The organism is Ruegeria sp. HKCCD7255 (genome assembly GCF_013031565.1).
Classification (GTDB): domain Bacteria; phylum Pseudomonadota; class Alphaproteobacteria; order Rhodobacterales; family Rhodobacteraceae; genus Ruegeria.
This window is the reverse complement of record NZ_WQAG01000004.1, coordinates 79,969-96,378: the sequence shown is the minus strand read 5'-3', so window position 1 is coordinate 96,378 and position 16,410 is coordinate 79,969. Positions and strand designations below refer to the sequence as shown.

Here is a 16,410-nt window from a genome sequence, read left to right as displayed (position 1 = left end):
GCGTCTGTTTGACGCAAGCATTTTGCTTTATCTACCCGCAGGAATATGGTTTTTAACGCGGCCAAAGACAACGGGTGAGGTGTGACCGATTCACATCTTTTCGCCAGAGACGCAAAGATCAAACGATCAGGACAGAACATGAAGAATGCTTTGATGCTTTCGGGGCTTATGGCAGCCCTCTCCAGCCTTCCCGCCATGGCTCAGGAGCTTGAGATTATTGGCAAACCGGTGGATGGCGGTATGGGTTTCCAGCCTGCAGCCACGGATCTGGCCACCGGAATTCACCGGCTGGACAACATGCTTTTGGTGATCATCACCTTGATCTGCGTCTTTGTTGCAGCCCTGCTGGTCTATTGCATCGTGCGCTACAACCAGCGCGCAAATCCGACGCCTGCGCGATTCTCGCACTACACTCCGGTCGAGATTGCCTGGACCTTGGGCCCGGTTCTGATTCTGGTCTTCATCGGGGCGTTTTCGCTGCCGGTGCTGTTCAAACAGCAGGAAATCCCGGAAGGCGACGTTGTTATCAAGGTGGTCGGCAACCAGTGGTACTGGACCTATGAGTATGTCGATCACGACTTTGCCTTCGACAGCTACCTGCTGGGTCACCCGGCAACCCTGGACGAAGGCGCGCGCCCGGCTGATGCAGATGTGACACCGTTTGTGCTCGACGACGCGATGCGCGCCAAACTTGCAGATGCGGGGTACAGCGACGATGAGTGGCTGCTGGCCACCGACACCGCGGTTGTTGTTCCTGTGGGTAAGGTCATCGTCATGCAGGTCACCGCATCGGACGTGATTCATTCCTGGACCATCCCATCCTTTGGGGTGAAACAGGATGGTGTTCCGGGTCGCTTGGCCGAGCTGTGGTTCGAAGCGGACCGTGAAGGCATCTATTTCGGCCAGTGCTCGGAACTGTGCGGCAAGGACCATGCCTACATGCCAATCACCGTCAAAGTGGTGAGCGAAGAAGCCTATGAAGAATGGCTGCAGGGCGCGATTGATGAATATGCGGGCCTGCCGCAGAGCTATCAAGTTGCGGCGAACTAAATCGACCAGAGTGGTGCAGGCCACCTGACACAGCTAACGGGCTGCGCGGGGGATCGCGCAGCTTTCGCCTAAGAAGGACCGGAAATGACCGACGCAAGCATCAATGCCAGCACAGCACCCGCCCAGGCGGATGAAGCCGGCTTTGGCGACTATTTCGCGCTGCTCAAGCCGCGCGTGATGTCGCTTGTGGTGTTTACTGCGCTGGTCGGCCTATTGGCGGCGCCGGTTTCCGTGCATCCGATTGTGGGCTTTTGCGCAATCCTGTTCATTGCCATCGGCGGCGGCGCCTCGGGTGCGTTGAACATGTGGTGGGACGCGGATATCGACCGGGTCATGAAGCGCACTAAGCGGCGTCCAATTCCTTCGGGCAAGGTGGACGAGGGCGAAGCGCTGGCACTTGGTTTGGCTCTGTCCGGTCTGTCTGTGATCATGCTGGGGTTGGCGACCAACTGGTTTGCCGGCGCATTCCTGGCCTTCACTATCTTTTTCTACGTCGTGATCTATACCATGTGGCTCAAGCGTACGACGCCACAGAACATCGTAATCGGTGGCGCGGCAGGGGCCTTCCCGCCGGTGATCGGATGGGTCGCGGCCACTGGATCCATGACGCTTGAGCCTTGGCTCATGTTCGCCCTGACCTTTATGTGGACACCGCCGCATTTCTGGGCCTTGGCACTGTTCATGCGCTCGGACTATGACGATGCGGGCGTCCCGATGCTGACGGTGACCCATGGTCGCCGGGCGACCCGCACGCATATCCTGATCTATACCGTTCTGCTGGCGCTGCTGGCGATCGGTACGGGGTTCTCGGGCATCGGCGGGCCGATTTATCTGGCTGTCGCTTTGATCTTGAACGCACTGTTCTTGCGGGGCGCCTGGCAGATTTCGCGCCGGACCGAAGCGGATTCCGAAGCTGATAACTTCAAGGTCGAACGCAGTTTCTTCAAGCTGTCGCTGCTATATCTCTTCATGCATTTTGGCGCGATTCTGGTCGAGGCGCTGCTGAAGCCCTACGGTCTGGGAGGCTGGTCATGAGCCTGCGCAAGTCCCACGAGCTGCATCAACGCCGGTTTAGTCGCAATCTGGGCGTTGGCCTGATGCTGGCGGCGTTTATCGTGATTATCTTTGGCCTGACGGTCGTAAAGGTCTCGGGCACCGATTTTGGAATGGCAACGCAAGAGGTTCAAAACTGATGGCTCTGTCTGGTCCTCAGAAAACGGTTGCTCAAACAGTGGGGCTGGTCCTGTTGATGGGCAGCCTGGCATGGGCAGCGGTCCCGTTCTACGACTGGTTCTGCCGGGTGACCGGCTTTGGTGGCACGACAGGCGTGGCCGAGGCGGCGCCCGAGGACATCATTGACCGCACCATCACTGTGCGCTTTGACGCTTCGAAAGCCAAAGACATGGCTTGGGAGTTCAAACCCGTGGAACGCGAGATGGAGGTTCGCATTGGCGAAACCGGATTGGCGTTTTACGAGGCATATAATCCGACCGACAGACCGATCGCGGGGCAGGCGTCGTACAACGTAGCGCCGTATTCTGCTGGTGGCTATTTCCAGAAGATCGCCTGCTTCTGCTTTGAAGAGCAGGTCTTGCAACCCGGTGAGCGGGTCGAGATGCCGGTCAGCTTCTTCGTTGACCCGGAACTGGTCGAAGATCTGGAAGCCAAATATGTGCATACGATCACGCTGTCGTATACATTCTACGAAATTGACCTGCCCGAGGGCTATGCCGCCCTTGAGACGCAGGATGATACAAACACGAACTAACGCCTGTAGGTGAGGGACGCTGATGGCACACGCAAAAAACCATGATTATCACATTCTGGCCCCGTCGATCTGGCCATTGGTCGGCGCGGTAGCCGGATTTGTGATGCTGTTCGGAGCCGTTCTGTGGATGCACGGGATTACCCCATGGATCTTCTGGATGGGCCTTGTTGGTGTTCTTTACACCATGTTCGCCTGGTGGTCCGAAGTGGTGGTCGAAAGCCGTCAGGGTGATCACACGCCGGTTGTGCGCATCGGGTTGCGCTATGGCTTTATCCTGTTTGTGATGTCCGAGGTGATGTTCTTCTTCGCCTGGTTCTGGTCGTTCTTCAAACATCGCATGTATCCGATGTACGACTATGCGGGCACCGAATATATCCAGCCGGATATTCACGCGGTTGACCCGTTCCACCTGCCGCTGATCAACACGCTGGTTCTGCTGTTGTCGGGGTGTGCGATCACCTGGGCGCACCATGCGCTTGTGCATGACAATGACCGCAAGGCGCTGATCAACGGTCTGGCGATCGGTATCGTGCTGGGCATCGCCTTCACCGCGTTGCAAGCCTTTGAGTACTATGAATTGTTGGCCCATGAGGGTTGGGTCTTCGGCGGCGATCAGTTCTATTCGAACTTCTTCATGGCCACCGGGTTCCACGGCGCGCATGTGATCATCGGGACGATCTTCCTGTCTGTGTGCCTGATCCGGGCGCTCAAGGGCGATTTCACGCCAGAGAAACATGTGGGCTTTGAGGCTGCTGCCTGGTACTGGCACTTCGTCGACGTCGTCTGGTTGTTCCTGTTCTTTGCCGTATACATCTGGGGTCAGGCCCCGCTGATGTAACGCCGGATGGGCTGTTCAAATGCAAAAGCCGCCCCAGGGGCGGCTTTTTCTCTATCAGGGCGCAAGATTGCGCCCGATACAATTGCGTTGTTGCAAATCGCTGCACTGCGCCCTTAACAAGACGCCGATTCCGGCTTTGATACATGGTCTTCGAATGCGCCGCCTTCTGTTCTTGCTGATCTTCGGACTGACCGGTCTGGGCATTCTGCTGTCGCTGGGCGTTTGGCAGGTGCAACGGCTGGCCTGGAAGCAAGGCATTCTGGCCGAGATCGAAGCGCGCATATCCGGCAACCCAGTTGGCCTGCCCGAAGCGCCACAGCCTGTACGGGACCGTTACCTTCCTGTTGCCCTGACCGGTGAGATGCTGCCGGGCGAGGTGCATGTGCTGGTCTCGGTCAAGCAGGTCGGTCCGGGGTATCGAATCGTCGCTCCTTTCCGTAGTGGCGACCGCACCGTTTTGGTGGATCGTGGCTTTGTCCCAACCACCGCCAAGGACACGGCGCGTCTGGTTGGAACGATGGAGGTCACCGGCAATCTGCACTGGCCGAATGAGATCGACAGCTACACGCCGGACGCGGATATTGAAGGCAACATCTGGTTCGCCCGCGACGTGCCCGCATTGGCCGCAGCAATGGGGACCGAGCCGGTGCTGCTGATCGCTCGATCTGAGACCGATCCGGGCGTGATCCCTCTGCCCGTGGACACGGCCGGTATCCCCAATGATCACCTGCAATATGCAATCACCTGGTTTGGGCTGGCCCTGGTTTGGGCCGCGATGACCGGATACTTCCTGTGGCGCAGTCGCGCCAATTCTGAGAGTAACGCGCTATGAAATACATCTCGACCCGTGGGCAGGCGCCCGAACTGACATTTGAAGAAGCGATGCTGACCGGTCTGGCCCGTGATGGCGGCTTGTACCTGCCAGCTGAGATCCCGGTGATGCGCCAGGACGAGATCGCGGCTTTGGCCGGTCTGCCCTATGAAGAGATCGCATTTCGGGTGATGTGGCCCTATGTCAGCGGCTCGTTCGGGGAAGATGAGTTTAAGGAAATCATTGCACGGGCCTATCAAGTCTTCGGTCATGATGCGCGCGCGCCGTTGAAGCAGCAGAACGAGAACCATTTCTTGTTGGAGCTGTTCCACGGGCCGACACTGGCCTTCAAAGATTTCGCAATGCAGCTGATCGGCCAGCTGTTTCAGGTGGCGCTGAAGCGGCGCGGCGACCGAGTAACCATTGTGGGCGCGACCAGCGGCGATACGGGATCAGCGGCGATCGAGGCCTTTCGGGGGCTGGATGCGGTGGATGTGTTCATTCTTTACCCGCATGGCCGCGTGTCCGAGGTGCAGCGTCGTCAGATGACAACGCCTGCGGACTCCAATGTGCACGCTTTGGCTGTGGATGGCGATTTTGACGATTGCCAGGCTGCGCTGAAAGACATGTTTAACGATTTTGATTTCCGGGATGAGGTGAAACTGGCGGGTGTGAACTCGATCAACTTTGCCCGCGTATTGGCGCAGATCGTGTATTATTTCTCGGCGGCGGTTAGCCTGGGCGCACCGCATCGCAAGGTCAGCTTTACCGTGCCTACGGGCAATTTCGGAGATATCTTCGCAGGCTATCTGGCCAAACGTATGGGGCTGCCCATCGAGCGTTTGGTGGTGGCTACCAATCAAAATGACATTCTGCACCGGTGCCTGTCGGGCGAGGGTTATTTCAAAGGTGACACGATCCCGTCGATCAGCCCGTCGATGGATATTCAGGTCAGCTCGAATTTCGAACGTGCGCTGTATTATGCCTATGGTGAGGATGGCAGCGCTGTTGCGCAGTTGATGGATGAGCTGAAGTCCGGTGGCTTCAACGTGAGCCAAGGCGCGATGCAGGCACTGGGCGAAAGCTTTGACTCGGGCCGCGTGTCCGAGGACGAGACGCTGGCGACCATCAAGCACACGCTGGCCAACAGCGCGGAACTGGTTTGCCCGCATACCGCAGTGGGTATCAAGGTTGCCGAAGAACAGCGCAGGGCGGATGTCCCGATGATCACGCTGGCCACAGCGCACCCGGCGAAATTCCCGGCGGCGGTCGAGAAGGCGAGCGGTGTGCATCCGCCTCTTCCCTCCCGCATGTCTGATCTGTATGAACGTCCGGAACGGGTGACCCGCATCGCCAATGATCTGGGCACCCTTGAGGATCATATCAGAAGGCATATCGCTGAGTGACTGTCAGGCAAGACCAATTGAAGAACGGCTTTCGGATCGTCAGTGAACATATGCCGGGGCTGCAATCGGCAGCCATCGGCATCTGGGTGACCGCCGGGGGACGGCATGAGAGGATCGAGCAGAACGGGATCGCCCATTTCCTTGAGCATATGGCGTTCAAGGGAACCGAGCGGCGCTCGGCTCTGCAAATCGCTGAGGCGATCGAGGATGTGGGCGGCTATATCAACGCCTATACCTCACGCGAGGTGACCGCCTATTATGCGCGCGTTCTGAAGGACGATGTGGCGCTGGCCATGGATGTGATCGGCGATATCGTGTTGAACCCGGTCTTTGACCCGCGCGAGATCGAGGTTGAGCGTGGCGTGATCCTGCAGGAGATCGGTCAGGCCTATGACACGCCCGACGATGTGATCTTTGACTGGCTGCAAGAGCAGAGCTATCACGATCAACCCTTAGGACGCACCATTTTGGGCCCGTCCGAGCGGGTCAGCGCGTTTTCGCGCGAGGATTTGTCAGGCTTTGTGGCAGAGCACTACGGGCCCGAGCAGATGATCCTGTCTGCCGCCGGAGCGGTGGATCATGATGCGCTGATGGCGATGGCCGAAGAAATGTTTGGCCATCTAAAGCCTCGGAAAGGTTTGATCGCTGAAACCGCTCGTTTTACTGGCGGCGAAGCACGGCAGGAAAAGGATCTGGAACAGGCGCATTTTGCGCTAGCGCTTGAGAGCCCGGGATATCGCGATGACGGGATCTATACGGCGCAGATCTATTCGACAGCCTTCGGTGGCGGAATGTCCTCGCGCTTGTTTCAGGAAGTGCGTGAAAGCCGGGGGCTTTGCTATACGATTTTTGCGCAGACCGGAGCTTATGCCGATACCGGAACCACCACGATCTATGCGGGAACATCCGCCGATCAGGTGGCAGAATTGGCGACGATCACCATTGATGAGATGAAACGCGCAGCCGATGACATGAGCGCCCAAGAGGTCGCGCGGGCGCGCGCTCAGATGAAGGCGGGAATGTTGATGGGGCTTGAAAGCCCGTCGAACCGGGCCGAACGGCTGGCGCGACTGGTGCAGATCTGGGGGCGAGTCCCGTCGCTTGAGGACACCGTGGCCAAAATAGACGCGGTGAGTACCGATAATGTACGCAGCTTTGCCGAGGTCATGGCAGCCCAAGCCCCAGCGGCGCTGGCGCTTTACGGTCCGATCTCGGGCGCTCCTTCACTGGCGGACTTGCAGGAGAGGCGCGCGGCGTGATGCTTCTGGGCCGACGCAAGCTGAAACTCGAAACCGAGCGCCTGAGCTTGCGCCCGCCCATTCACTCGGATTTCAACGACTGGGCCGCGCTTCGCCGCAGCTCAAAGGATTATCTGGTGCCGTGGGAGCCGGTTTGGGCCAAGGATCATCTGAGCCGTAAATCCTTTACCAACCGGGTCTATTGGGCGCAGCGATCTGTGGCGAGCGGGACAGCGATCCCGTTATTTCTGTTTCGGCGCAGCGACAATGTGTTGTTGGGAGCGATCACGCTGGACAATATCCGGCGGGGGCCAGCGCAGGCGGGCACTCTGGGCTATTGGACAGGGCAGACCTATGCGCGCCAGGGATATATGCGCGAAGCCATTGGCGCAGTGGTGCATCACGCGTTTACCCGCCTGGACCTGAGCCGGGTCGAGGCGGCGTGTCTGCCTGAAAACAAGGCCTCTCGCGGATTGTTGGAAAGTTCGGGCTTCAAATACGAGGGCGTTGCGCAGTCGTATTTGCAGATCAATGGCCGCTGGCGCACCCATGTGCTCTATGCAAGCCTTCGGTCCGACCGTCGGGGTCGGACGGATGCGGGCTAGGGGGCTTTGCCCCGTCGCGGCGGGCCGCGACTTCCGTTTGTATATTTTTGGCCAGATGAACAAGGGACATGACTTGCGGGGATTCTGCGCTACACTCTGATCATGCGCTGGTTGGTTGTGGCATTGATGTTGATATCGGGCGGGGCTTCGGCGCAGGAACGGCGACCGAGCCATTGCATTGCCATCGCTGATGCCGCGCCGGGGATTGAATACATTCACAAGGCGGCCTGGACAGACCCCGTGCCGGAATTTTCGGTGCGGATCAGCTATGTTGCTCATGCGTCTTTTCTGATTCAGACGCAGGGCGGATTGAACGCAGTCACCGATTTCACAGGCTTTATCGGTGGCGCGGATCTGATTCCGGATGTGGTGACAATGAACCACGCCCACAGCACCCATTGGACCGCCAATCCCGATCCGGCCATCCCGCATGTCCTACCGGGATGGGGCGAGTTTGGGCAGGGCATCGATCATTACCTGGATCTGGGCGAGATGCTGGTGCGCAATGTCTCGACCGATATCAGATCAAGCTATGGTGGCGTTGAAGAGCGCGGCAATTCGATTTTCGTGTTCGAGGTTGAAGGTCTGTGTATCGGGCATCTGGGGCATCTGCATCACGTGCCGTCGGATGAGCAATTTGCAGCGCTTGGGCGTCTGGATGTGGTCATGGCCGCGGTCGATGGTGGCACGACCATGCCCTTGCCCGAGATGGTGACGGTGCTGCGGCGGCTGAAAAGCTCGGTCATCATTCCGATGCACTGGTTTTCGAGCTTTTCGCTGGACCGGTTCCTGGTGGAGATCCGCGAGGATTTTCCTGTTGAGCGGTCCGGTGCGTCAGAACTTGTGGTGTCGTTGCGCAGCTTGCCGGACAGGCCAACGGTCGTTGTGCTTGAACCGCAATATCTGATCGATCTGGAATAGGTCTTGCTGCACAGCCGTGTCTTGGGCAAAGAGGCAGCATGTTGTTGAACCCCGTAGATGAGCCGTTTTGCGCGCGGGTGCGCCAGGTTTTGCCCGATGTGCTGCGCCCGATTGAACCCCGCTATCTTGACGAGCCGCGTGGCCGGTTTTCCGGCCATGCAGGTGCCGTGGCATTGCCGCGCAGCGTTGAAGAGGTATCAACTCTTGTTCGTATGGCAGCAGAGGCGCGCGTGCCCGTTCTACCCTATGGCGGTGGGACCGGCCTGGTTGGCGGGCAAGTGATGCCGGAAGGGCCAGCACCGCTTGTGATTTCGCTGGAACGTATGGCGGCGATTCGGGCAGTCTACGCCGACGAAAACGTGCTGATTGCCGAGGCCGGTGCCATTCTGTCGGATGTACAGGGCGCGGCAGAAGACGCGCAGCGGTTGTTCCCGCTGGCCCTTGCATCGCAAGGCTCGTGCCGGATCGGAGGCAATCTGGCGACCAATGCGGGCGGGGTCAATGTGCTGCGCTATGGCAATGCCCGCGATCTGTGCCTGGGGCTGGAGGCGGTGTTGCCCAATGGTGAGATCTGGCATGGGCTGAGTAGGTTGCGCAAGGACAATTCCGGCTATGACCTGCGCAATTTGTTGATTGGGGCGGAAGGGACGTTGGGGATCATCACCGCTGCGGCGCTGAAGCTTTTCCCACAACCCGCAGGTGTTGGCACGGCGATGCTGCAGGTCGCGTCTCCTGCTGCGGCGATAGATCTTTTGGCATTGGTACGTGACAGGGTCGGCGATTGCGTGACCTCGTTCGAACTGATCCACCAACAGGGTTTGGACTTTCTGGCCGAGGTTTTGCCGGATGTGCGCCAGCCGTTTCAGACGGCCCCGCTCTGGAGCGTGTTACTTGAACTGGGGCTGCCAGAAGGATTGTCCCCTTCGGATGTGATCGCAGAGCTTTTTCAGAATGCCGAGGCCAAAGGGTTGGTCAGCGATGGTGTGATTGCGCAGAACAAAGAGCAGCAGGATCAGCTGTGGTCGGTGCGCGAACATATCCCCGAGGCCAACCGCTTGATCGGGTCTGTTTCGAGCCACGACATCTCGGTTCCTATCTCAGAGATTCCTGCGTTCATCCAGCAGGGGGCCGAGGTAATCGCCGCGTTGGGAGATTTCCGCATCAACTGTTTCGGACATCTGGGTGACGGTAATCTGCACTATAACGTGTTCCCACCAAAGGGGCGGAGCAAGGCTGAATTTGATGAAATCCGTGGTGACGTGAAGCGCGCCGTGCATGATCTGGTGCACCTCTTCAACGGCTCGGTCAGTGCCGAACACGGTGTGGGTCGGCTGAAGACCGGTGATCTGCAGCGCTATGGCGATCCCGTAAAACTGCAGGCGATGCGTGCGATCAAGGCTGCGTTGGATCCTATGGGGATCATGAACCCCGGCGCCGTTCTGTCGGAATAGTCGCGGCCCCGGTTGGGACCGCAACCAGGTGCCAGATCAGGTGGCCGGCAGGATGACTTTGTCGATCACGTGGATCACGCCGTTATCCGCCTCGATATCCGCCTGAACAACGTTGGCGTCATTGATCATCACACCACTGTCCAGATCGATTGTGATGTCACCGCCCTGTACAGTTGCGGCTGTCATGTCGTCCGACAGATCACCTGACATCACTTTGCCCGGGACCACGTGATAGGTCAGGATCGCGACCAGTTGATCCTTGTTCTCGGGCTTGAGCAGGTTTTCGACAGTGCCTTCGGGCAGAGCCGCAAAGGCCTCATCCGTGGGTGCAAATACGGTGAACGGGCCTTCGCCTTTCAGCGTATCCACCAATTCAGCGGCTTGAACAGCTGCGACCAGCGTTTCGAAGGTGCCAGCGTTGACCGCTGTATCGACGATGTCTTTTTTGTTGCTACCAGCAAAGACTGTGGTGCTGAGCAGGATGGTGGCTGCGCTTGCGACTGCGAGTTTACGAAACATTTTGGACTTCCCTTGTTGAAAATGCCCAATGTGGCATCGACAAGGGTACGGGGCAGGGTCACGAAGAGATCACCAAAACTGTTGGCCAGTCGCTCTTGAAGCGCGCGCGGCGCGCGCTAAGCCAAGGATGGTTTCTCTTTCCAATCACAAAAACGTGATCACGAGCCGCTCAAAGGCCTTCGAATTCACACAAAACGTGGACATCCATGCCCATCTCTTCCAGCACTTTGCGACCGCCCAACTCGGGAAGGTCGATGATAAAGGCGCAAGACACAATCTCGCCACCCAACCGTTCGATCAGCTTGATCCCCGCCGCGGCCGTGCCCCCCGTGGCCAGCAGATCGTCGACCACAAGGATCTTTTCACCAGGTTGAATGGCATCGTCGTGAATCTCGACAATCGCCTCACCGTATTCAAGCTTATAGTCCTGGCTGATGGTGGTGCCCGGCAACTTGCCTTTCTTGCGGATGGGCACAAAACCAACGCTCAACTGGTGGGCAATGGCACCGCCCAGGATAAAGCCCCGCGCCTCAAGGCCGACAACCTTGTCGATCTGCTCTCCGGCGTAAGGGTGCAGCATCTGATCGATTGCCATGCGAAACCCGCGCGGATCTGCAAACAACGTCGTCACGTCTCGGAACATGATCCCCTCATGTGGGAAATCGACGATGGTTCGAACGTAGTCCTTGACGGATTTTGTCTTAGGCATGGGCCACCCCCTTGGCATCAGGCACGCAGAAGTGTTTGGCCCATCACAGAAAGTCTTGCAAGGAAAGTTTGCGCCGGGCCTATTTGCGACGTCGGATCATGATGCTTGGCAGGCCGTAATAGCGATATAGGTTGGCAGGAAGCCAAGACAGATGGGGTTTGCGCCAATTGCGCTGATCTTTCAAAAGAAATGCTTGAGCCACATGAAGATTCATTGCGTCAGTCCTGTTTTTATTGTTAGGTGCCCGATAACGACAAACTCTATGCTGCGTATATACAATGCATCGCTAAAAGAATCAAGTTTAGACGGGGTCAACGCTAGTGGCGAAGAAAGACGGCAAAGGGTCCACCAAGAAAAACAGCCAGTTGGTCTTGCGTCTGGACAAGGATGAACGCGACGCATTTGTTGAGCTGTGCAAAGAATTGGACACATCAGCGGCGCGTGAAATCCGTCGGTTTATTCGCGGATTTATGAAAGAAAACGCCGACAGCTAAGTACCATCAGGCCGGGCGGCGCAGTACCGCCGTGGCCAATCCCATTCCAATCAGGGTCAACCCGCCAAACCGTGTCATCGCGGTAATCACGCTTTCACGTCCGATCAATCGGCGCAAACGGTCAGCCAGCAAAGCATATGCCAAGGCGTTCAACCAGGCCAAGCCGACGAATGTTGCGATCAGGATGGCGAACTGAGGCCCCAAGGGATCAGCAGGGCGCAGGAATTGGGGTACAAAGGCAATGAAGAATGCAATGGATTTCGGGTTCAGCGCTGTCACCGCCGCTGCGTGCCCAAACACGCTGCGGGCTGAGACGTCTCGATCCGTTTCCACCGTCGTCAACCCGCCCGATGGGGCACTGCGCAACAGCTTGATACCCAGCCAGATCAGGTAGGCGGCCCCGACCCATTTCAAGACCGAAAACAATGTGGCCGACGCCAAAACCAGCGCCCCCAACCCTAACAAAGACGCGGTCATGGCGACGAGATCTCCGACCGCCACCCCCGTTGCCGAAGCCACGGCGACACTCCGACCCTTGGACAAAGCATAGCTGAGCACCAACAGCACAGTCGGGCCGGGGATGAGCAAAAGGGCGGTCGATGCGGCGACAAAGGCCAACCAAAGATCAAAACTCATGGAGGATCCTGTTCTATTTTGAGACAGGAAGCCTGCAAACCTGTAAGCCGTCAAGCTATTCACGTATCGTTCCGCGCAAAGCCAGGTCGTACGACACATCGCGTTGAAAGAAACCGCACCGGCGTAGGTCGGTCTGACCCTTCCAACCAGCTCCGGTTTTTCGTTTGCAAGATGGTTGCAACATGAAGACCACGTTAAGCCGCACTCATTCGGCTTGAAACAGCGTCGGAAATCCCCAGTCTTGAGGGGCAGATCAATATTCGGAGCGTCAAATGGCACAGGCTGAGAATTTGAGCACGGCGTCGACCAAGCAAAACCGTGCCCATCGCATTGCTGGGGTGAAACGCCTTGTCGGAAGTGCTCTGGTTCTGCTCGTTCTGATATACGCGACCATTCTGGGGTATATGTATTTCAACCAGCGGCAAATCCTGTTCAAAGCGGGCGAAGACTTGCCTGATCCCGCCTCGGTCGGGCTCGCGGATGTCCAAGTCGAACGTATTGCCATGGCCGACGGGACAGAACTGACGGTTTGGTCAGCCGCGCCTGTATTGGAGGGCGCGCCGACGGTTCTCTTCTTTCACGGTCAAAGCGGGAGCCTCGGCGACCGCGCAGACAGGTTGAACGAAATCCTGAACTCCGGCTATGGCATCCTCGCCCCCAGTTATCGCGGCTTTCCCGGCAGCGAGGGGGCGCCGTCCGAGGCGGCCTTGATCAGCGACGGTTTGCAGCTTTATGACCGGCTGGCCGCGCAAGCGTCATCAATTGTCTTGCATGGGCAAAGCCTTGGTACCGGTGTTGCCGCAGCTGTGGCTGCGGAACGGCCGGACGCGGCGCTGTTGGTGCTTGAGGCACCGTTCACGGCGACTGTTGATGTAGCTGGCGAACGTTATCCGCTTCTGCCTGTCTCTTTGCTGATGAAAGACCAATTCGCAACCCGCGACATCATCGGTGACATCACAGTGCCAACGCTGATCTTTCATGGCGAATTGGATGAAACTGTCCCGGTCCATCATGGCAAAGCCTTGGCGGATTTGTCGAACGGCAATGCCGAGTTGTTCCTGACCCCTGAAGGGCATCACAACGATCTGTGGTCTTTTGGCCTGTGGGATCAGGTTCAGGCGCGCCTGACGGCGCCCTGAACCTGCAAGATCACAGGATACGCCCGGCAACCGCATCCAACTTGGCCAAGAGCGCAGGATCGCGTTTTTCCGGCGCCGTGAGGATGGCGTATTCCAGTGCGCGGTCGCAGCCATGGGGGCAGGGTGCGCGGTCAGCCCCTAAGAGTGCTGGCAGTCCTTTGACCAAAGCCCGACCTTTCTCGGCGTTTCCGGTCAGGGTGGCCACAATTGTGGTCACGTCGACCTCGCCATGGTCGGGATGCCAGCTGTCGTAATCCGTTACCATCGCGATCGAGGCGTAGCACAGCTCGGCCTCGCGGGCGAGCTTGGCTTCGGGCATATTGGTCATGCCGATCACATCACATCCCCACTGCTCGCGATACATCTTGGATTCCGCTAGGCTGGAAAACTGCGGCCCTTCCATCGCCAGATAGGTGCCACCACGGTGAATGGTGATGCCCGCAGCTTTGCCCGCCGTCTCGCAGGCATCAGACAGGCGCGGGCAGGTTGGATGGGCCACACTGACATGGGCAACGCAGCCCGTGCCGAAAAAGCTTTTCTCGCGGGCAAAAGTGCGGTCGATGAACTGATCGACAATCACAAAGTCGCCTGGCGCCATCTGTTCACGGAACGACCCGCAGGCCGAGACCGAGATGACATCCGTCACGCCCAACCGTTTCAACGCGTCAATATTGGCGCGATAAGGAACATCGGTGGGCGAGTGTACATGACCACGACCATGGCGCGGCAGAAAGGCCATACCGACCCCTTCCAGTGTTCCGGTCAGGATCTGATCTGACGGTTCGCCCCAAGGGGTTTTCACGGTGACCCATTCAGCCCCTTCCAGCCCATCGATGTCATAGATACCGGATCCGCCGATGACGGCGATTTTCGTCTGGGTCAATGATCTTCTCCATGCGGATTGATTTCTCTGAATTTTTGCGGCTTGCAACGTTGTTTGGCAAGAGGCACGGATGTGCAAAAAGAAGGCGTTTTTGGAATCTCTGCTATGCGCCGTTTGCATATCCGCATCCCACCAGGCGCTGTGGCTCTTGTGCAAAGTTGCGGCTAGAAAGCCCCTTTCGCGCGAAAAGACCCAAGCCACAGGACCGTTCTATGCCCCGAGCCATACTGGCAAGCTTTGCCAAACATGTCGCCATACCCGATTTGCGCTGGTCTCCGGACGAAGGTCTGACGCCGTCGCGCCTACGGGTCGAACTTTTGTCGGGACTGACTGTTGCCCTGGCGTTGGTGCCCGAGGCGGTGGCTTTTGCCTTTGTTGCTGGCGTGCATCCGTTGGTGGGGCTCTATGCGGCGTTCCTTGTGGGCCTGATCACGGCGCTGATTGGTGGACGGCCGGGCATGATCTCGGGCGCAACCGGGGCTTTGGCTGTGGTCATGGTGGCATTGGTCGCAGAACATGGAGTGGAATACCTGTTCGCGACAGTTGTCTTGATGGGCATTTTGCAGGTGATCGCAGGGGCGATGCATTGGGGCCGCTTTATCCGACTGGTTCCTCACCCTGTGATGCTGGGTTTTGTGAACGGTCTGGCCATCGTGATTTTCTTGGCGCAGCTTGGGCAGTTCAAGGTGCCCGGCACGATGGAGAACACCGGCCACGGCGTCGGCGGCGGAGAATGGCTGGCGGGGATGCAGCTATATACAATGCTGGGGCTCGTGGCGCTGACCATGGCGGTTATTTGGGTCATGCCACGCGTCACACGGATCATTCCCGCACCCTTGGCCGGAATAGTTGTCGTGGCGGCGATCGTGATCGGCATGGGTCTGGATGTGCCGCGCGTGGGCGATCTGGCCTCAATCGAGGGTGGCTTGCCGGCCTTCCATATTCCGATGGTGCCGCTGACCTGGGAAACCTTCGAGATCATCCTGCCCTACGCCGTCATTCTGGCCGCCATCGGCCTGATTGAATCACTGCTGACCCTGAACCTCGTCGGTGAGATCACCGGCAAACGCGGCGGTGCCTCGCAGGAATGTATTGCGCAGGGCGCGGCGAATGTTGTGACTGGTTTCTTTGGCGGTATGGGCGGTTGCGCCATGATCGGCCAGTCGATGATCAACGTCAAATCCGGCGGGCGCACGCGAATTGCGGGCATCGCGGCGGCGCTGTTCCTGCTGTTGTTCATCCTCGTAGGCTCCCCCTTGATCGAGCAAATCCCGCTGGCCGCGCTTGTGGGCGTGATGTTCATGGTGGTGATCGGGACCTTCGCGTGGAACTCGTTCAAGATCCTGCTCAAGGTTCCGCTGATGGACGCGTTTGTGATCATCCTGGTCACTGTCGTGACCGTGATGGAAGACTTGGCGGTAGCGGTTGTTGTGGGCGTGATCGTCTCGGCGCTGGCCTATGCCTGGAACAACGCCAAACGCATCCATGCAGTCACGCGCGATTCACTGACGGAAGAGGGTGCGAAGGTGTATGAGATTCAGGGCCCGCTGTTCTTTGGTTCATCAGACGGGTTTGTCGAGATCTTCGATATCGCCAATGATCCTGAGACGGTGATCTTGGATTTTGCTGACAGCCGTGTGGTCGACCAATCGGCACTGCAGGCGATCGAAAATGTCGCTGCAAAATACGAGGCTGCGGGCAAACGCCTGATGCTGCGCCACCTGAGTCGGGATTGCCACAGGCTGCTGAACAAGGCGGGGCATCTGATGGTCGACAGCGATGATGATCCGGATTACGGCCTGGTCGTGGATTATTCAGTACGAACCGGCATTCTTGGTGGTCATTAACCCATTTGCGAGGCTCTGCCGCGCGCTCCGGGTTATTTGGTGCCAGATGAATAATGGATCACCTGCTTCATCTGGCTGAAAATATCCCGGGGGAG

The 16,410-nt window shown here is 58.1% G+C and carries 18 protein-coding genes; 14 read left to right on the top strand and 4 right to left on the bottom strand.

The window, feature by feature from the left end:
* The first annotated feature begins 138 nt into the window (after positions 1 to 138).
* From coxB to GOX45_RS09735, 11 genes are all read left to right on the top strand, one after another.
* Positions 139 to 1,050, top strand: coding sequence for a cytochrome c oxidase subunit II (coxB, locus tag GOX45_RS09785; RefSeq protein WP_171100355.1), 912 nt, complete (start codon positions 139 to 141; stop codon positions 1,048 to 1,050).
* A gap of 84 nt (positions 1,051 to 1,134) precedes the next feature.
* Positions 1,135 to 2,085, top strand: a complete 951-nt coding sequence (gene cyoE / locus GOX45_RS09780) for a heme o synthase (RefSeq protein WP_171100353.1) — start codon at positions 1,135 to 1,137, stop codon at positions 2,083 to 2,085.
* Entirely contained in the window at positions 2,082 to 2,243 is a 162-nt protein-coding gene (locus GOX45_RS09775) for a hypothetical protein (RefSeq protein WP_171100351.1), read from the top strand. The genes cyoE and GOX45_RS09775 overlap by 4 nt, the downstream gene beginning before the upstream one ends.
* Positions 2,243 to 2,818 (top strand): cytochrome c oxidase assembly protein, encoded by a 576-nt coding sequence (locus tag GOX45_RS09770; protein WP_171100349.1) that lies wholly within the window; start codon positions 2,243 to 2,245, stop codon positions 2,816 to 2,818. Before GOX45_RS09775 ends, GOX45_RS09770 begins: the two co-directional genes overlap by 1 nt.
* Positions 2,819 to 2,840: 22 nt before the next feature.
* On the top strand, positions 2,841 to 3,656 hold the full coding sequence (locus GOX45_RS09765; RefSeq protein ID WP_171100348.1) for a cytochrome c oxidase subunit 3: 816 nt from the start codon (positions 2,841 to 2,843) through the stop codon (positions 3,654 to 3,656).
* A 154-nt stretch (positions 3,657 to 3,810) separates the two neighbouring features.
* Entirely contained in the window at positions 3,811 to 4,488 is a 678-nt protein-coding gene (locus GOX45_RS09760; RefSeq protein WP_171100346.1) for an SURF1 family protein, read from the top strand.
* Positions 4,485 to 5,873, top strand: coding sequence for a threonine synthase (thrC, locus tag GOX45_RS09755; protein ID WP_171100344.1), 1,389 nt, complete (start codon positions 4,485 to 4,487; stop codon positions 5,871 to 5,873). The genes GOX45_RS09760 and thrC overlap by 4 nt, the downstream gene beginning before the upstream one ends.
* Positions 5,870 to 7,132, top strand: a complete 1,263-nt coding sequence (locus GOX45_RS09750; protein ID WP_171100342.1) for a pitrilysin family protein — start codon at positions 5,870 to 5,872, stop codon at positions 7,130 to 7,132. Before thrC ends, GOX45_RS09750 begins: the two co-directional genes overlap by 4 nt.
* Entirely contained in the window at positions 7,132 to 7,716 is a 585-nt protein-coding gene (locus tag GOX45_RS09745) for a GNAT family N-acetyltransferase (RefSeq protein ID WP_171100340.1), read from the top strand. The genes GOX45_RS09750 and GOX45_RS09745 overlap by 1 nt, the downstream gene beginning before the upstream one ends.
* 102 nt (positions 7,717 to 7,818) lie before the next feature.
* Positions 7,819 to 8,637 carry an MBL fold metallo-hydrolase gene (locus GOX45_RS09740; protein WP_171100337.1) on the top strand — a complete coding sequence of 273 codons (819 nt, stop codon included), beginning with the start codon at positions 7,819 to 7,821 and terminating at the stop codon, positions 8,635 to 8,637.
* Positions 8,638 to 8,675: 38 nt separating this feature from the next.
* Positions 8,676 to 10,088 (top strand): FAD-binding oxidoreductase, encoded by a 1,413-nt coding sequence (locus tag GOX45_RS09735; RefSeq protein ID WP_171100335.1) that lies wholly within the window; start codon positions 8,676 to 8,678, stop codon positions 10,086 to 10,088.
* Positions 10,089 to 10,124: 36 nt separating this feature from the next.
* Here the strand turns inward: GOX45_RS09735 and GOX45_RS09730 are convergent, their stop codons facing one another.
* Positions 10,125 to 10,607 (bottom strand): fasciclin domain-containing protein, encoded by a 483-nt coding sequence (locus GOX45_RS09730; RefSeq protein ID WP_171100333.1) that lies wholly within the window; start codon positions 10,605 to 10,607, stop codon positions 10,125 to 10,127.
* A gap of 169 nt (positions 10,608 to 10,776) precedes the next feature.
* The gene (locus GOX45_RS09725) at positions 10,777 to 11,316 is read right to left on the bottom strand and encodes an adenine phosphoribosyltransferase (RefSeq protein WP_171100331.1); all 540 of its coding nucleotides are present in this window, start codon (positions 11,314 to 11,316) and stop codon (positions 10,777 to 10,779) included.
* A gap of 320 nt (positions 11,317 to 11,636) precedes the next feature.
* Here GOX45_RS09725 and GOX45_RS09720 point away from each other — a divergent pair, with 320 nt between their 5' ends.
* On the top strand, positions 11,637 to 11,810 hold the full coding sequence (locus GOX45_RS09720) for a hypothetical protein (protein ID WP_171100329.1): 174 nt from the start codon (positions 11,637 to 11,639) through the stop codon (positions 11,808 to 11,810).
* A 6-nt stretch (positions 11,811 to 11,816) separates the two neighbouring features.
* On the opposite strand, the gene GOX45_RS09715 is transcribed toward GOX45_RS09720, so the two are convergent.
* Positions 11,817 to 12,446, bottom strand: coding sequence for a LysE family translocator (locus tag GOX45_RS09715; protein ID WP_171100327.1), 630 nt, complete (start codon positions 12,444 to 12,446; stop codon positions 11,817 to 11,819).
* A 272-nt stretch (positions 12,447 to 12,718) separates the two neighbouring features.
* Between GOX45_RS09715 and GOX45_RS09710 the strand changes: the two genes are divergently transcribed.
* Entirely contained in the window at positions 12,719 to 13,585 is an 867-nt protein-coding gene (locus GOX45_RS09710; RefSeq protein ID WP_171100325.1) for an alpha/beta hydrolase, read from the top strand.
* Between the two features lie 10 nt (positions 13,586 to 13,595).
* Here the strand turns inward: GOX45_RS09710 and GOX45_RS09705 are convergent, their stop codons facing one another.
* Positions 13,596 to 14,468, bottom strand: a complete 873-nt coding sequence (locus tag GOX45_RS09705; protein ID WP_171100323.1) for an S-methyl-5'-thioadenosine phosphorylase — start codon at positions 14,466 to 14,468, stop codon at positions 13,596 to 13,598.
* 212 nt (positions 14,469 to 14,680) lie between these two features.
* Here GOX45_RS09705 and GOX45_RS09700 point away from each other — a divergent pair, with 212 nt between their 5' ends.
* On the top strand, positions 14,681 to 16,315 hold the full coding sequence (locus tag GOX45_RS09700; RefSeq protein ID WP_171100320.1) for a SulP family inorganic anion transporter: 1,635 nt from the start codon (positions 14,681 to 14,683) through the stop codon (positions 16,313 to 16,315).
* Positions 16,316 to 16,410 lie beyond the last annotated feature (95 nt).

What these genes read in the sequence shown, in the direction of transcription:
- coxB (WP_171100355.1), top strand. Translation starts at nt 139, where the DNA reads ATGAAGAATGCTTTGATGCTTTCGGGGCTTATGGCAGCCCTCTCCAGC.
- cyoE (WP_171100353.1), top strand. Translation starts at nt 1,135, where the DNA reads ATGACCGACGCAAGCATCAATGCCAGCACAGCACCCGCCCAGGCGGAT.
- GOX45_RS09775 (WP_171100351.1), top strand. Translation starts at nt 2,082, where the DNA reads ATGAGCCTGCGCAAGTCCCACGAGCTGCATCAACGCCGGTTTAGTCGC.
- GOX45_RS09770 (WP_171100349.1), top strand. Translation starts at nt 2,243, where the DNA reads ATGGCTCTGTCTGGTCCTCAGAAAACGGTTGCTCAAACAGTGGGGCTG.
- GOX45_RS09765 (WP_171100348.1), top strand. Translation starts at nt 2,841, where the DNA reads ATGGCACACGCAAAAAACCATGATTATCACATTCTGGCCCCGTCGATC.
- GOX45_RS09760 (WP_171100346.1), top strand. Translation starts at nt 3,811, where the DNA reads ATGCGCCGCCTTCTGTTCTTGCTGATCTTCGGACTGACCGGTCTGGGC.
- thrC (WP_171100344.1), top strand. Translation starts at nt 4,485, where the DNA reads ATGAAATACATCTCGACCCGTGGGCAGGCGCCCGAACTGACATTTGAA.
- GOX45_RS09745 (WP_171100340.1), top strand. Translation starts at nt 7,132, where the DNA reads ATGCTTCTGGGCCGACGCAAGCTGAAACTCGAAACCGAGCGCCTGAGC.
- GOX45_RS09740 (WP_171100337.1), top strand. Translation starts at nt 7,819, where the DNA reads ATGCGCTGGTTGGTTGTGGCATTGATGTTGATATCGGGCGGGGCTTCG.
- GOX45_RS09735 (WP_171100335.1), top strand. Translation starts at nt 8,676, where the DNA reads ATGTTGTTGAACCCCGTAGATGAGCCGTTTTGCGCGCGGGTGCGCCAG.
- GOX45_RS09730 (WP_171100333.1), bottom strand. Translation starts at nt 10,607, where the DNA reads ATGTTTCGTAAACTCGCAGTCGCAAGCGCAGCCACCATCCTGCTCAGC.
- GOX45_RS09725 (WP_171100331.1), bottom strand. Translation starts at nt 11,316, where the DNA reads ATGCCTAAGACAAAATCCGTCAAGGACTACGTTCGAACCATCGTCGAT.
- GOX45_RS09715 (WP_171100327.1), bottom strand. Translation starts at nt 12,446, where the DNA reads ATGAGTTTTGATCTTTGGTTGGCCTTTGTCGCCGCATCGACCGCCCTT.
- GOX45_RS09710 (WP_171100325.1), top strand. Translation starts at nt 12,719, where the DNA reads ATGGCACAGGCTGAGAATTTGAGCACGGCGTCGACCAAGCAAAACCGT.
- GOX45_RS09700 (WP_171100320.1), top strand. Translation starts at nt 14,681, where the DNA reads ATGCCCCGAGCCATACTGGCAAGCTTTGCCAAACATGTCGCCATACCC.